This is a genomic window from Actinomycetospora corticicola (assembly GCF_013409505.1).
Classification (GTDB): domain Bacteria; phylum Actinomycetota; class Actinomycetes; order Mycobacteriales; family Pseudonocardiaceae; genus Actinomycetospora; species Actinomycetospora corticicola.
In genome coordinates, this window is the sequence record NZ_JACCBN010000001.1 from 1,163,241 (window position 1) to 1,176,360 (window position 13,120).

The window sequence follows — 13,120 nt, forward strand, 5'->3', positions numbered from 1 at the left end:
ACGAATTGTTTCGCACAGCTAACATTCAGGGCGGCCGAGCGAGGGAGGACGATGACCATCCAGGCGACCGGTCGCCCCACCGACACCCGGGACGACGAGCCGCAGGAGCCCGCGACCCCGACGACGCCCGAGGTCCGCGAGACACGGGCGCCGGCCACGGTGCGGACGCGCGACCGTCTGCTCGCCTCCGACCCCGGTCACGTGCGCCTCGCACTCGCCAGCCGGGCGGCCGTGTCGCTCGCGCTCTCCCTGGCGGCGTCCGCGGTCCTCGCCGCGGTGCTGGGCCTCGCCGGAACGCAGGCGATCATCGTGCTGGTCCTCGGCGCCGTGCTCACCATGATCACCACCTTCACGGCCGCCGACCCCACCCCGGGCGGCCGGGCGATCACGCACGTGAGCCTGCCGGTGGCGATGCTGGTCGGCATCACGCTGAGCACGCTGGTCGACAAGCACCGGGTGCTGTCGCTCTCGCTCTTCGTCGTCGTGATGTTCGCGGTGGTGTGGGTGCGCCGCTTCGGGCCGCGGGCCTTCGCCTGCGGGATGGTCGCGTGGATGGGCTATTTCATCGCCCTGTTCCTGCAGCTGTCGTTCGCGCAGCTCCCGACCGTGCTCCTCGCGGTCGCGACCACCACCGTGCTGCTGCTCGTGATCGCCCTGGTCCTGGTCCCGCAGCGCCCGGCCCGGCGCCTGCGTCGGATGGTCGACTCGTTCGGCGCGCGGGTCCGGATCGCGCTCGCCGAGCACCGGGACCCCGCGCTGCGCCCGTCCTGGCGGCGCGGCGACGAGACGGCGCGCGACCGCGCTGTCCTGCGGGTCAACGAGGCCGCCGTGCTGGTCGACGGTCAGCTCGCGATCCCCGGCTCGCTCGCCGCCCCGGCCCGCGCGGCCGACGTGCGCGCGGCGGTCATCCGGGCCGAGGCCGCCCTGTCCCGGGCGCTGGACGACACCGACGACGTGGCCGCCGAGCAGGCCGTCACGGCCGCGCTCGCCGACCTCGACACCGTCCTGGACGACGACCGGGCCGGCCGTCCACGCCCCGACGACGGGACCGGCGAGCCGGCGCCCTTCACCCCGGCCGCGGAGCTGTTCGCGGGCTTCCTGCCCGGCAGCGCCATCACGGTCGGGCCGATGGTGGCCCCGGAGGACGAGGCGCAGCCCGGGACGGGACGCGCCACGGGGATGCTCCTGAGCACCCGGCAGGCCTGCCAGATCGCGCTGGCGGGGGGCCTGGCGATCGCCCTCGGCGATGCGGTGTCGGGGCAGCGCTGGTATTGGGCGGTACTCGCCTGCTTCCTGGCGTTCACCGGCACGGCCACCGCGGCCGAGACCATCCGCAAGGCGGTCCAGCGCACGGTGGGCACCCTGGTCGGTGTCGTGGTCGCCCTCGTCGTGGTGCCGTGGCTCGGGAACTCCACCGCCGTCGCGCTGACCGTGATCCTGGTGGCGCTCTTCGTCGGCTTCTACCTCTTCCGCGTGTCCTACACGTCGATGGCCTTCGCGGTGACCCTCATCGTCGCCGAGCTCTACGAGATGCTCGGCACCTACTCCGACGGCCTGCTCGCGCTGCGGGTGGGGGAGACCGCCCTGGGTGCCGTGATCGGCGGCGTCGTCGCGGTCTCGTTCCTGCCGATCACCGCCATGCGGGCCGAACGGCAGGCCCGCGCCCGGCTCGCCGAGGAGCTGCGGGCGGCCACCGCCGACGTCGCCGCGGTGGTGCGCGGCGAGACCGAGGACGGCCCCGGCCGCCCGGATCTGCACGCCCGGGCCCGAGCGCTCGACGCCGCGGTGCACCAGCTCGCGCTGATCGGGGTGCCGCTCTCGCTGCGCTTCTCCCCGGGCGGGGCCCGCCGGCGCCCGACGCTCGCCCGCCGGCTCGCCGCGTGGGTGCGGTGCGCGGTGCGGGTCCGCGCCCTCGTCGAGGCCGCGCTCGAGCTCGAGCGCACCCGACGGTCGGACCCGACGGTGCGCCACCAGCGCGTCGGCGCCGCCACGCGGGCCGTCCAGGGGCTCGTCGACGCCCTGGCCGAGGGCCGCGGGCCCGGCGAGCACCGTCATCGGGCCTGGGACGACGGCCCCGACGACGTCCTCACCGAGCTCTCCGCCCTGCACGGCGCCCTCGTGGCCCTGCACGAGATCGACCCGCAGGCCGCGGGGGAGGCCCCCGCGGCGCCGGAGGCGCCCGCCCCCGCCGTCGGGAAGGAGGCCGGGGTACGGGGCCGCGTCGTCGACACCGACGGGTCCGGCCTGCCCGCCGTCGTCACGGTGGTCGACCCGCACGGCAGCCAGCGGGCGCGGGTCCGCACCGGCGGCGACGGCTGCTTCGCCCTCGACGTTCCCGACGACGGGTGGTGGCAGATGGTCGTCGCGGCCGACGGTTACGCCCCGTACGCCGGGCGGATCGCGGGCGGGACCCACGACGTGGTGGTGCTGCGCCCGTCCCGCACCGCCCGCCGTTGAACGACCGCTCACCGGACGGCGGTCCCGGCGTGGCACGGGCCACCGCCCCGGGGGGACCGGACGGCGACGTCGGCGGACGCCGGTGGTCCTCCTGACCTACGCTGAACTGATTCCGGTGTGCACGATTGCCGGGATGTGCAGGGGGCCGTTCCAGCGGAGGTGACCGTGAGCCAGGACGTGGGGCCGGTCGAGACGGTCAGTGACGGTGCGGCCGACGGCGTCGACGCGCCCGGGGAGCCGACCGTCGGGTCGAGCGAGCCGCGCGAGGCCCGTCGTCTGGAACCGGTCGGGGGCACCACCACCGGCCGGCCGCGGTCCGCGACGCGGCGGGTGCGGGCCCGCATCGCCCGCCGGATCACCGCGCAGCGCAGCGGGCCGGTCAAGCCGGTGCTCGAACCCCTCGCCACGGTCCACCGGGAGCTCCACCCGAGTGCCGACCTCGCGATCCTGCAGCGCGCGTACGACACCGCGGAGGCCTTCCACGAGGGCCAGATGCGCAAGTCCGGCGACCCCTACATCACCCACCCGCTCGCCGTCGCGACGATCCTCGCCGAGCTGGGCATGGACACCACGACGCTGACCGCGGCGCTGCTGCACGACACCGTCGAGGACACCGACTACTCGCTCGAGCGCCTGGCGGCCGACTTCGGCGCCGAGGTGGCGCACCTCGTCGACGGCGTCACGAAGCTCGACAAGGTCCAGCTCGGGGCGGCGGCCGAGGCCGAGACGATCCGCAAGATGGTCGTGGCGATGGCGCGCGACCCGCGGGTGCTCGTCATCAAGCTGTCCGACCGGCTGCACAACATGCGCACGATGCGCTTCCTCAAGCCGGAGAAGCAGGCCAAGAAGGCGCGCGAGACGCTCGAGGTGCTCGCCCCGCTGGCGCACCGGCTCGGGATGTCGACGGTGAAGTGGGAGCTGGAGGACCTCGCGTTCGCGATCCTGCACCCCAAGCGCTACGACGAGATCGTCCGTCTCGTCGCCGACCGGGCCCCCAGCCGCGACACCTACCTGCGCACCGTGATCGACGAGGTGTCCGGCCAGCTCGAGGCCGCGCGGGTGAAGGCCGAGGTGCTCGGCCGCCCGAAGCACTACTACTCGATCTACCAGAAGATGATCGTCAAGGGTAAGGACTTCGACGACATCCACGACCTGGTGGGCGTGCGCATCCTCGTCGAGGACGTGCGCGACTGCTACGCCGCGATGGGCATGGTGCACGCCCTCTGGCAGCCCATGCCGGGCCGCTTCAAGGACTACATCGCCCAGCCGCGCTTCGGCGTGTACCAGTCGCTGCACACCACGGTGATCGGGCCGGACGGGCAGCCGCTCGAGGTGCAGATCCGCACCCACGAGATGCACCGCACGGCGGAGTTCGGCATCGCCGCGCACTGGCGCTACAAGGAGACGAAGGGCAGCCACAACTCCGGCGGCCTCGAGCTCGACGAGATGGCCTGGATGCGCCAGCTCCTCGACTGGCAGCGGGAGGCGGCCGACCCGGGCGAGTTCCTGGAGTCGCTGCGCTACGACCTCGCCACCCGCGAGATCTTCGTGTTCACGCCGAAGGGCGACGTGATCACGCTGCCCGCCGGCTCCACCCCGGTCGACTTCGCGTACGCGGTGCACACCGAGGTCGGGAACAAGTGCATCGGCTCGCGGGTCAACGGCCGGCTGGTCGCGCTCGAGCGGCAGCTCGAGAACGGTGAGGTCGTCGAGATCTTCACCTCGAAGGCCGAGAGTGCGGGGCCGTCGAAGGACTGGATCGGCTTCGTCTCCTCGCCGCGCGCGAAGCAGAAGATCAAGCAGTGGTTCGCCAAGGAGCGTCGCGAGGAGGCGATCGAGGAGGGCAAGGACTCGATCACTCGCGAGGCGCGCCGCACCGGTCTGCCGCTGCAGCGCCTGGTCTCCGCCGACTCGATGGGTGCCCTCGCCCGCGAACTGCGCTACGTCGACGTCACCGCGCTCTACGCCGCGGTGGGGGAGCACCACGTCTCCGCGCGGCACGTGGTGCAGCGTCTCGTCGCCCTGCTGGGCGGGGTCGAGCAGAACGAGGACGAGCTCGCCGAGCGCGCCACCCCGTCGACGGTCCAGCGCCGCCGCGGCACCGGCGACGTCGGCGTGGTGATCAACGGGGTCGACGACGACTCCGGCAGCTCGTCCGACCTCTGGATCAAGCTCGCCCGCTGCTGCACCCCGGTGCCTGGCGACGAGATCCTCGGCTTCGTCACCCGCGGCGGCGGCGTCTCGGTGCACCGCACCGACTGCACCAACGCCGACGACCTGCGCTCGGAGCCCGAGCGGCTCGTGGACGTCAGCTGGGCCTCGTCGTCGACCGCGGTCTTCCTCGTCGCGATCCAGGTGGAGGCGCTCGACCGGCACCGCCTGCTCTCCGACATCACGAAGGCGCTGGCCGACGAGAAGGTCAACATCCTCTCGGCGTCGGTCACCACGTCGCGCGACCGGGTCGCGGTGAGCCGGTTCTCGTTCGAGATGGGCGACCCGAAGCACCTCGGACACGTCCTGCGGGTGGTCCGCAACGTCGAGGGCGTCTACGACGTGTACCGGGTGACGTCGGCCAGCTAGGTGCGCGGAGCGCTCGTGAGCAGAAAAGGTCGTGATAGCGACCGTTTCTGCTCACCTGCTGAGCTTGCTCAGCACCTCGGCGAGGTCGTCCATCGCCCGGTCGCGGGCCTCCGGAGCGAGGTGTGAGCACCACAGCGGCGCCTGGCTCATCGTCGCGTGCATGGCCTGCAGCGTGGCGTCCACCGAGACGACGCTGAACTCCCCGGCGTCGACCCCGGCGGTGATCTCGCGGCGGAACACCAGGTCGTGGCGCCGACGGAGCTCGCGGATGCGGTCGCGCAGCGCGGCGGGCCACGAGTCGGGGACGAGGAAGAGCCGCAGCGCCGCCGGGTACTCCTGCACCGCGATCGCGATGTGTGCCCGCAGCAGCGCCCGCAGCCGCTCCGGCCGGGACGCCTCGGCGAGCGACCCCGCCAGGGCCTCCAGCCGCTCGGTCCAGTCCGTCCCCAGCGTCTCGATCGCCGCCGTCGCCAGCTCGTCCTTGCCGGCGAAGTAGTAGTAGAGCGAGCCCTTCGTGACGTCGAGGCGCTCGGCGACCTCCTCGAGCGTCGTCGCCTCGTAGCCGCGCTCGCCGAACACCTCGGCCGCGACCGCCACGATGCGCCGCACGCGCTCGTCGCGCTTGCGCTGGACCCGGCTCACGGCGGCCATGCTAACCGACGATTCATCTCTTGACTCCTGGGTCAGAATTCGGCACGTTCGTCAGCATCGAGGACGGAGGCCGACGATGGACTTCGAGCTCACCGACTCCCAGCGTCGCGTCCGCGACACCGCCCGGGAGATCGCGACGAGCACGCTGCTGCCGGGGTACGCGGACCGCGAGCGGGCCGGCCGCATCGAGCCGGCGCTGCGCCGCGAGCTCGGCGGGCTCGGGCTGATCGCGCCGGAGCTGCCGTCCGCGCTGGGCGGCCGCGACAGCGACCGGGTCACCACCGGCCTGATCTGCGAGGAGATCGGCCGGGGCGACATCAACGTGGCCTACCTGCAGGTCGTCGGCTCGCTGGTGGGCCAGATCCTCGCCGGCCACGCCCCGGAGCTGGCCCGCGAGTGGGTCCCGCGGATCACGGCGGGGGAGGAGATCGTCGGGATCGGCCTCACCGAGCCGCACGGCGGCTCCGACGCGGGGGTACCGCGGATGACGGCCGTTCCCGACGCCGGGTGCTGGCGGCTGGACGGGGTCAAGTCGCTCTCGTTCGCGGCGGACGCCGCCGCGGTCGTCGTCTTCGCCCGCACCGACCCGTCGTCGGGACGGGGGAAGGGCATCTCCGCGTTCCTCGTGCCGCTCGACGCGGACGGGGTGACCCGGGAGGACTACCCGGACATCGGGACCACTGCGGTCGGGCGCGGGGCGGTGCACCTCGACGGCGTGCGGATCCCCGGGTCGAACCTGATCGGCGCCGAGGGCGCGGGGTTCGGGCCGGTGATGCAGGGCTTCGACTTCAGTCGGGCGCTGATCGGGCTGCAGTGCCTCGGGGCGGCGGAGCAGTCGGTCGACGAGACGTGGGAGTACGTCAGCGGTCGGGAGGCGTTCGACCGGCCGCTGTCGACCCGGCAGGGCGTCGCCTTCCCGCTCGCGGAACAGGACACCTACCTCGCCGCCGCGCGCCTGCTCTGCCTGGAGACGCTGTGGCGCAAGGACACCGGCCGGCCGCACACCGCCCAGGCCGCGATGTGCAAGTGGTGGGCCCCGAAGGCGGCCCACGAGGCGATCACCGCCTGCCTGCTGCTGCACGGGCAGTACGGCTACCGGCGGGAGCTGCCGTTCGACCAGCGGATGCGCGACGTCCTCGGTCTCCAGATCGGCGACGGCACCGCCCAGATCATGAAGCTCGTCATCGCGCGCCAGCGCGTGGGCCGGGCGCTCGCACCCTAGGGAGGCACACGATGGGAAGACACGACGGGAACGTCGCGATCGTCACCGGCGCCGGGCGCGGCATCGGCCGGGCGATCGCGGAGACGCTGGCGGCCGAGGGCGCCACGGTGGTCGCGACCGACGTCGACGAGGGGTCGGCGAAGGACACCGCGGCGGCCGTCGGCGGCACCGGTATCGCGGCCGACGTGAGCGACCGGGCCGCGGTCGACGCCCTGGTCGCGCAGGTCCGCGAGCAGCACGGGCGGATCGACGTCCTGGTCAACAACGCCGGCTACGACGAGGTCGGGCCGTTCGTCGACTCCGACCCCGACCGCTGGGGCCGCATCATCGGGATCAACCTGGTCGGGGTGCTCAACACCTGCCACGCGGTGCTGCCGGTGATGGTCGAGCAGCTGCGCGGCGCGGTGGTGAACCTCGGGTCGGACGCCGGGCGGGTCGGTTCCTCCGGGGAGGCGGTCTACTCCGCGGCAAAGGGCGGGGTCATCGCGTTCACCAAGACGATCGCGCGGGAGACCGCCCGCCACCAGGTGCGGGCGAACTGCGTGTGCCCGGGTCCGACGGACACCGCCCTCTTCGCCTCCGTGGTCGAGGGCAACGATCGGCTGCGCGACGCGCTGATCAAGGCGATCCCGATGCGCCGGCTCGCCCAGCCCGCGGACCTGGCCCCGATGGTCTCGTTCCTCGCCTCCGACGAGGCCGGCTTCGTCACCGGCCAGACCGTCAGCGTCAGCGGCGGGATGTCGATGTCGTGAGCTACACCTACGACCCCACCGCGTACCGCCGGTACTTCGAGCACTCCTTCACCTACCTCGCCGGGTTCCGGCGCACCGCGAGCCGGTACGCCGAGCGCCCGGCGATCACCGACCCGTCGTCCGGACGGACGTGGACCTACGCCGAGCTCGCCGTCGACGTCGACCGGCTCGCCGCCGGTCTCGCGGCGGCCGGGGTACGCGCCGGCGACGTCGTCACCTACCAGCTCTACAACTCGCCGGAGTTCGCGCGGCTCTACCTCGCCACGCAGGCGCTGGGGGCCGTGGGCTCGCCGATCAACTTCCGCCTGGCCGCCGGCGAGGTCGCGCACGTGCTCGCCGACAGCGAGCCGCGGGTGTTCCTCTACGACGCGACGCTGCAGGACACGGTGGCCGAGGCGCTGCGCCGCAGCCCGCACCGACCCGACGTCGTGATCGCGCTGACGCCGGGGGAGGAGCTCGCGGACCTTCTCCCGGACGACGGCGCGGTGCCGGTCCCGGAGCGGACCGTGTACGACGAGACGACCCGGCTCTACACCTCGGGCACCACGGGGATGCCGAAGGGCGTGCCGCTGAACAGCCTGGTCGAGGTGTTCAGCGCGCACGACGTGGCCATGCACTTCCCGCTCGGCCCCGAGGACGTCACGCTCAACATGACGCCGTGGTTCCACCGCGGCGGGCTGTACTCCGGGGGCCCGAACCCGGCGTTCTACGTCGGCGCGCAGGTGGTGCCGCTGCGCGCGTTCGACGCCGACGTCGTGCTCGACCTGGTCGAACGACACGGCCTGACCTTCCTGATCGGGGCGCCGACCAACCTCGCGATGCTCGCCGCCGCGCAGGAGGCCCGGCCGCGCGACCTGACGTCGTTGCGGGGCATCGTGACGATGGGGGCGCCGCTCGAGCGCGAGGCGTGCCTGCGCTACCAGTCCGTGCTGACGCCGAACATCTTCAACGGCTACGGCACCACCGAGTCGTTCTGGAACACGTTCCTGCGTCCGGCCGACCTGCCCGGACACGCCGGGGCGGCGGGGCGGGCGTGCACCGACGACGAGGTGCGGGTGGTCGCGATCGGCGGCGGTCCGGGCGAGGAGGTGCCGAAGGACGCGGAGACGGTCGGCGAGGTCGTCGTGCGCTCGCCGAAGGCGGGCTACGCCTACGTCAACGTCCCCGAGCAGGAGCGCGCGAAGTTCGACGACGACGGGTGGATCCACCTCGGCGACCTCGCGACGTGGGACGCGGGGGAGTTCGTGACGATCGTCGGGCGCGCCGACGACATGCTCGTGTCCGGCGGCGAGAACGTGCACCCGGTGCAGGTCGAGGAGGCCCTCAACGAGCTCCCGGGGGTGGCCGACTCGCTGGTGGTGGGCGTGCCGGACGAGCGGTGGGGACGGCGGGTGGTGGCCTACGTCGTGCGGGCCGACCCCGCGCTGACCGCGGCCGACTGCGAGGCCCACTGCCGGGACCACCCGATGCTCTCGCGGTACAAGCGTCCGCGCGGCTACCGGTTCGTCGACACCCTGCCGCTGACCGCGACCGGGAAGAAGATTCACTACCGGGCGACCGAGCAGGCGGCCGCGGACGTCGCGGCCGGCCTGTTCACCGAGGTGCGAGGAGGCACGGATGTCCTTCGATGACTACCAGCAGCTGCTGTTCGAACGCCGCGACCACGGCGTCCTGCTCATCACGATCAACAACCCGGAGAAGTACAACGCCACCGACGAGGTGCTCCACGGCGAGCTCGCCCGGGTGTGGCGGGACGTCGACGCGGACGCGGACGTGCGGGTCGCGGTGGTGACGGGCGCCGGGAAGGCGTTCTCCGCCGGGGGCGACCTCGCGATGGTCGAGCGGATGACGGGGGACCACGCGCGGGTCTCGCACATGCTCAAGGAGATGTCGCAGCTCGTCTACAACATCATCGACTGCGAGAAGCCGGTCGTCTCGGCCATCAACGGGGTCGCCGTCGGGGCCGGTGTGGTGGTGGCGCTGCTCGCGGACGTCGCGATCGCCGCCGAGGACGCGAAGCTCGGCGACGGCCACGTCAAGCTCGGCGTCTCCGCGGGCGACCACGCCGCGATCATCTGGCCACTCCTGGCCGGCATGGCGAAGGCGCGCTACTACCTGCTGACCGGCGAGATGGTGACCGGGGCCGAGGCCGAGAAGCTGGGCATGGTGGCGAAGGCGCTGCCGCGCGACCAGGTGCTCGACGAGGCGCTGCGGGTCGCGGACGTGCTGGCGACCGGGTCGCAGCAGGCGATCCGGCTGACGAAGAAGTCGCTGAACAACTGGCTGCGGGCCATGGGACCGACCTTCGACCAGTCCGCCGCCTACGAGATGCTCTGCTTCCTCGGCCCGGACGTGCCCGAGGGTGTGGCGGCGTTGCGGGAGAAGCGTGCGCCCGTGTGGCCTTCGGCCAGGTGAGCAGAAAGTGGGGTCATAGGCCCACTTTCTGCTCACCTGCGGGTACCGCACCTCCATGAGCGCACGCGAGCTCGCCCGCGACTTCGTCGCCGGCGTGATGGAGCACGACTTCGACCGGATGCACGCGGCGCTGGCCCCCGACGCGACCTGGAGCGTTCCGGGCGACCACGGCATCTCCGGGGTCGCCCGGGGTGCCGACGCCGTCGTCGAGCGGGCCCGCGCGGTCGCGGCCGGCGGCGTGGCGATCCGACTGCAGTACGAGCTCACCGGCTGGGACCGGGTCGCGGTGCTGCTGCACAACACCGGCGAGCGGAACGGGACGGTGCTCGACGAGCAGGTCGTCATCGTGTTCACGATCGCCGACGGGAAGATCGCGGCGGCGGAGAACCTGATCTCCGACGTACCCGGCCTGGAGGCGTTCTTCCACGTGGGTTCCTGACGGCGGGTCGGCCGACCACGAGCCGGACCACCGACTGCACCTGGAGGGCAGCCAGGGTCGCCGGCACCGACGCGCCCACCCGTCGGCCCGGGCATCGGACCGCGGCCGTGCGCCGCGGACCAGCAATCGATCCCGGGGTGCGGTGGCCCGCTCGAGAGAGTGGCCGTAGCGCTCCAGGAACCGGCGACAGCGGCATGACGTCGAGGGCCCCGGTCGACGCGCAGTGCCGGGACCTGGTCCGAGGGGAGTCCTCGAAGCTCCGGTATGAAGAAGCTAGGCTGCGAGTATGAGCGCGGAGAGGGTCACGGTGAGCCTGCCGGCCGAGGTGCTGGCCCAGGCCCGTGGTGCCGTGGCCGCCGGAGAGGCGGAGAGCGTGTCGGCCTACGTCGCCCAGGCGCTGGCGGCGCGTCAGTCGAAGGCGCGGGCGTTGGCCCGGCTCGACGAGGTGCTCGGGGGGCGGCCGTCGGTCGCGGCGCTGAACGAGGTGCGCGCCCAGCTCGGCCTCCCGTTGCTCCCGACGGCGTGATCGGTGGCCGGGTCCTCGACCTGTCCGCCCTGTTGGCCTTCGCCGAGCGGCGGTCGGTCTACGCCGACGCCCTGGTGTGGACCGCCGTCGAGGAGGACGTCGTCCTGCTGATGCCCTCCAGTGCCTGCGGTCTGGCGTGGGCCCGTCTCGACGACCGCGCGCGCCCGGTCCTCGAGGTCCTGCTCGGTCTTCCGGTCGCGGTCGCCGACGACCTCGGTGCCGGTCGCGCCCGCGAGATCGGTCAGCTCCTCCGCGGACGAGACGGGCGCCTGGACATCGCCCATGCGGCTGTCTGTTCGCGCCAGCGCGGCTGGCCACTCGTCACCACCGAGCCCGAGAGCTACGCGGTCCTCGACGTCGATCTCGAGATCGAACCGCTGATCTGACCGTGTGGCCTCCGGCCAGGTGAGCAGAAAGTGGGCCTATAGGCCCACTTTCTGCTCACCTGGGCGAAGCCCACAGGCAGAACACGGCGTCGCCTGCACCATCGCGTCGACGCTCTCGAACGTCCACGGGAAGTCGGCCCGCGGCAGACCGCACACGGTGGCGGTGGCCCCGGTGTCGGCCAGCAGGTGCACCTCGCCGGACGGGCGACGGAAGATGTCCGGCTTCCCGGCGTAGACCCGGCCGGCGCGGAGGCCGGGGTAGTCGCTCCAGGTGAACCGCGAGGCCACGACCATGGTCATGAGCGGAGCGTAGAGCGGATCAGGCCCGCGTGGCCTCCGGCCAGGTGAGCAGTAAGTGGGGCTATCGGCCCACTTACTGCTCACCTGGGCGGAGCCCACACGGATCAGGCCGCCTCGGGGACCACGTCGACGGCGGGGTCGCGCTGGTACTCGGGGCGGGCACTGCGGGGGTCGAGCGCGTTCACCGTCGCGGGGTCGACGGTGCCGTCGGACGCCCGCATCAACGACCGGACGCCGTTGTCGAGCACCGTCACCAGCGGCACGGCGAGCAGCGCACCGGCGATCCCGGCGACGACGAGGCCGCACGCGATCGGCAGGACCACCGCGAGCGGGTGCAGCTTGATGGACTTCCCGAGGAAGAGCGGCTGCAGGATGTAGCCCTCGAGGTTCTGCACGGCGAGCAGGAGCAGGACGACCAGCAGGGCGTCGGTCAGGCCGCCGCTGACCAGGGCGACCAGGGCCGCGACGGCACCCGAGATGACGGCGCCGAGGGTCGGGATGAACGCGCCGAAGAAGATGAGGGCGGCCAGCGGGACGGCCAGCGGGACACCGATCAGCCAGAGGCCGATGCCCGCCGTCACCGCGTCGATGAAGGCGACCACGATGATCGCGCGGGTGTAGCCGACCAGGGAGGCGAACGCCCGGCGACCCGCGACGTCGGCCCGGTTCCGCACGGTGCGCGGGACCCCGCCGAGGAGGAACCGCCAGATCGCCCCGCCGTCGTGGATGAGGAAGATCAGGGTGAACAGCGCGAGCAGGCCCTCGGTGAACAGCTCGCCCACCGTGCCGACCGCGCCCAGCGCGCTCGCCGCGATCGCGGCCTGGCTCGACTGGATGCTGCCGAGGATCTGGTCCCCGATCTGCGCGAACTGCTGGTTGTTGAGCCCCAGCGGCCCGGTGCGCACCCAGTTCTGGATCTCGGCGAGGCTGCCGGTGAAGGCGCTCGTCAGCTGGGGGAGCCCGGAGATGAACGCGTAGACGACCCCGGTGAACACGCCGCCGACCACGGCGAGCCCGGCGATGATGACGATCGCGGTGGCGACGGAGTGCGGGAGCCAGCGCACCCGCGAGCTCATCAGGTGCGCCTCGGGTGCGAGCAGCGAGGCCAGGATCAGGGCGATCACGACCGGGATGAGGACGACCGAGAGCGTGCTCGCGACGAAGATGAGCGTGGCGACCGCAGCAGCGATGAGCACGACACGCCACGCCAGCCCGGCGGCCACGTCGAGCCCGTGCGGGATCGTCCAGCGCTGTTTCGGCCGCGCCGCCGCGGGTCCGATGGCCGGCTGCTCGGTGGTGGCCCGGCCCGCAGCGGGGTCCGTGGCCCGAGCGCCCACCACCTCCGGGGCGCCGGTCCCGGTGTCACGCTGCGTCGTCACGGGCGTCACGCTA

General features: G+C 72.9%; 12 protein-coding genes. 9 read left to right on the plus strand and 3 right to left on the minus strand.

Annotated elements, in window-relative coordinates; translation table 11 throughout:
* The first annotated feature begins 51 nt into the window (after positions 1 to 51).
* Positions 52 to 2,457, plus strand: coding sequence for an FUSC family protein (locus BJ983_RS05520; RefSeq protein ID WP_179792905.1), 2,406 nt, complete (start codon positions 52 to 54; stop codon positions 2,455 to 2,457).
* 276 nt (positions 2,458 to 2,733) lie between these two features.
* Positions 2,734 to 5,037, plus strand: a complete 2,304-nt coding sequence (locus BJ983_RS05525; RefSeq protein WP_246325887.1) for a RelA/SpoT family protein — start codon at positions 2,734 to 2,736, stop codon at positions 5,035 to 5,037.
* 51 nt (positions 5,038 to 5,088) lie between these two features.
* Here the strand turns inward: BJ983_RS05525 and BJ983_RS05530 are convergent, their stop codons facing one another.
* Entirely contained in the window at positions 5,089 to 5,688 is a 600-nt protein-coding gene (locus BJ983_RS05530; RefSeq protein WP_179792907.1) for a TetR/AcrR family transcriptional regulator, read from the minus strand.
* A gap of 76 nt (positions 5,689 to 5,764) precedes the next feature.
* On the opposite strand from BJ983_RS05530, the gene BJ983_RS05535 reads away from it, so the two are divergent.
* The 7 genes from BJ983_RS05535 (at position 5,765) to BJ983_RS05565 (ending at position 11,428) form a co-directional block, all read left to right on the plus strand.
* Positions 5,765 to 6,910: an acyl-CoA dehydrogenase family protein gene (locus tag BJ983_RS05535; RefSeq protein ID WP_179792908.1), complete on the plus strand. Its 1,146-nt coding sequence runs from the start codon at positions 5,765 to 5,767 to the stop codon at positions 6,908 to 6,910.
* Positions 6,911 to 6,921: 11 nt separating this feature from the next.
* On the plus strand, positions 6,922 to 7,662 hold the full coding sequence (locus BJ983_RS05540) for an SDR family NAD(P)-dependent oxidoreductase (RefSeq protein WP_179792909.1): 741 nt from the start codon (positions 6,922 to 6,924) through the stop codon (positions 7,660 to 7,662).
* The gene (locus BJ983_RS05545; RefSeq protein ID WP_179792910.1) at positions 7,659 to 9,293 is read left to right on the plus strand and encodes an AMP-binding protein; all 1,635 of its coding nucleotides are present in this window, start codon (positions 7,659 to 7,661) and stop codon (positions 9,291 to 9,293) included. The genes BJ983_RS05540 and BJ983_RS05545 overlap by 4 nt, the downstream gene beginning before the upstream one ends.
* Positions 9,280 to 10,077, plus strand: coding sequence for an enoyl-CoA hydratase/isomerase family protein (locus tag BJ983_RS05550; protein WP_179792911.1), 798 nt, complete (start codon positions 9,280 to 9,282; stop codon positions 10,075 to 10,077). Before BJ983_RS05545 ends, BJ983_RS05550 begins: the two co-directional genes overlap by 14 nt.
* 55 nt (positions 10,078 to 10,132) lie before the next feature.
* Positions 10,133 to 10,516, plus strand: coding sequence for a nuclear transport factor 2 family protein (locus tag BJ983_RS05555; RefSeq protein WP_179792912.1), 384 nt, complete (start codon positions 10,133 to 10,135; stop codon positions 10,514 to 10,516).
* A gap of 286 nt (positions 10,517 to 10,802) precedes the next feature.
* Positions 10,803 to 11,042: a hypothetical protein gene (locus BJ983_RS05560; protein ID WP_179792913.1), complete on the plus strand. Its 240-nt coding sequence runs from the start codon at positions 10,803 to 10,805 to the stop codon at positions 11,040 to 11,042.
* A complete protein-coding gene (locus BJ983_RS05565) occupies positions 11,039 to 11,428 on the plus strand; it encodes a hypothetical protein (RefSeq protein WP_179792914.1) in 390 nt (129 codons plus the stop codon). Before BJ983_RS05560 ends, BJ983_RS05565 begins: the two co-directional genes overlap by 4 nt.
* 36 nt (positions 11,429 to 11,464) lie before the next feature.
* Here the strand turns inward: BJ983_RS05565 and BJ983_RS05570 are convergent, their stop codons facing one another.
* Both BJ983_RS05570 and BJ983_RS05575 read right to left on the minus strand, forming a co-directional pair.
* On the minus strand, positions 11,465 to 11,728 hold the full coding sequence (locus BJ983_RS05570; RefSeq protein ID WP_179792915.1) for a hypothetical protein: 264 nt from the start codon (positions 11,726 to 11,728) through the stop codon (positions 11,465 to 11,467).
* A 104-nt stretch (positions 11,729 to 11,832) separates the two neighbouring features.
* On the minus strand, positions 11,833 to 13,107 hold the full coding sequence (locus BJ983_RS05575) for an AI-2E family transporter (RefSeq protein ID WP_343053755.1): 1,275 nt from the start codon (positions 13,105 to 13,107) through the stop codon (positions 11,833 to 11,835).
* Between the last annotated feature and the right edge of the window lie 13 nt (positions 13,108 to 13,120).

Bases quoted from the DNA above. Each gene is read 5' to 3' on its own strand.
- BJ983_RS05550 (WP_179792911.1), top strand. From the start codon at position 9,280: ATGTCCTTCGATGACTACCAGCAGCTGCTGTTCGAACGCCGCGACCAC.
- BJ983_RS05535 (WP_179792908.1), top strand. From the start codon at position 5,765: ATGGACTTCGAGCTCACCGACTCCCAGCGTCGCGTCCGCGACACCGCC.
- BJ983_RS05520 (WP_179792905.1), top strand. From the start codon at position 52: ATGACCATCCAGGCGACCGGTCGCCCCACCGACACCCGGGACGACGAG.
- BJ983_RS05530 (WP_179792907.1), bottom strand. From the start codon at position 5,688: ATGGCCGCCGTGAGCCGGGTCCAGCGCAAGCGCGACGAGCGCGTGCGG.
- BJ983_RS05570 (WP_179792915.1), bottom strand. From the start codon at position 11,728: ATGACCATGGTCGTGGCCTCGCGGTTCACCTGGAGCGACTACCCCGGC.
- BJ983_RS05540 (WP_179792909.1), top strand. From the start codon at position 6,922: ATGGGAAGACACGACGGGAACGTCGCGATCGTCACCGGCGCCGGGCGC.
- BJ983_RS05560 (WP_179792913.1), top strand. From the start codon at position 10,803: ATGAGCGCGGAGAGGGTCACGGTGAGCCTGCCGGCCGAGGTGCTGGCC.
- BJ983_RS05555 (WP_179792912.1), top strand. From the start codon at position 10,133: ATGAGCGCACGCGAGCTCGCCCGCGACTTCGTCGCCGGCGTGATGGAG.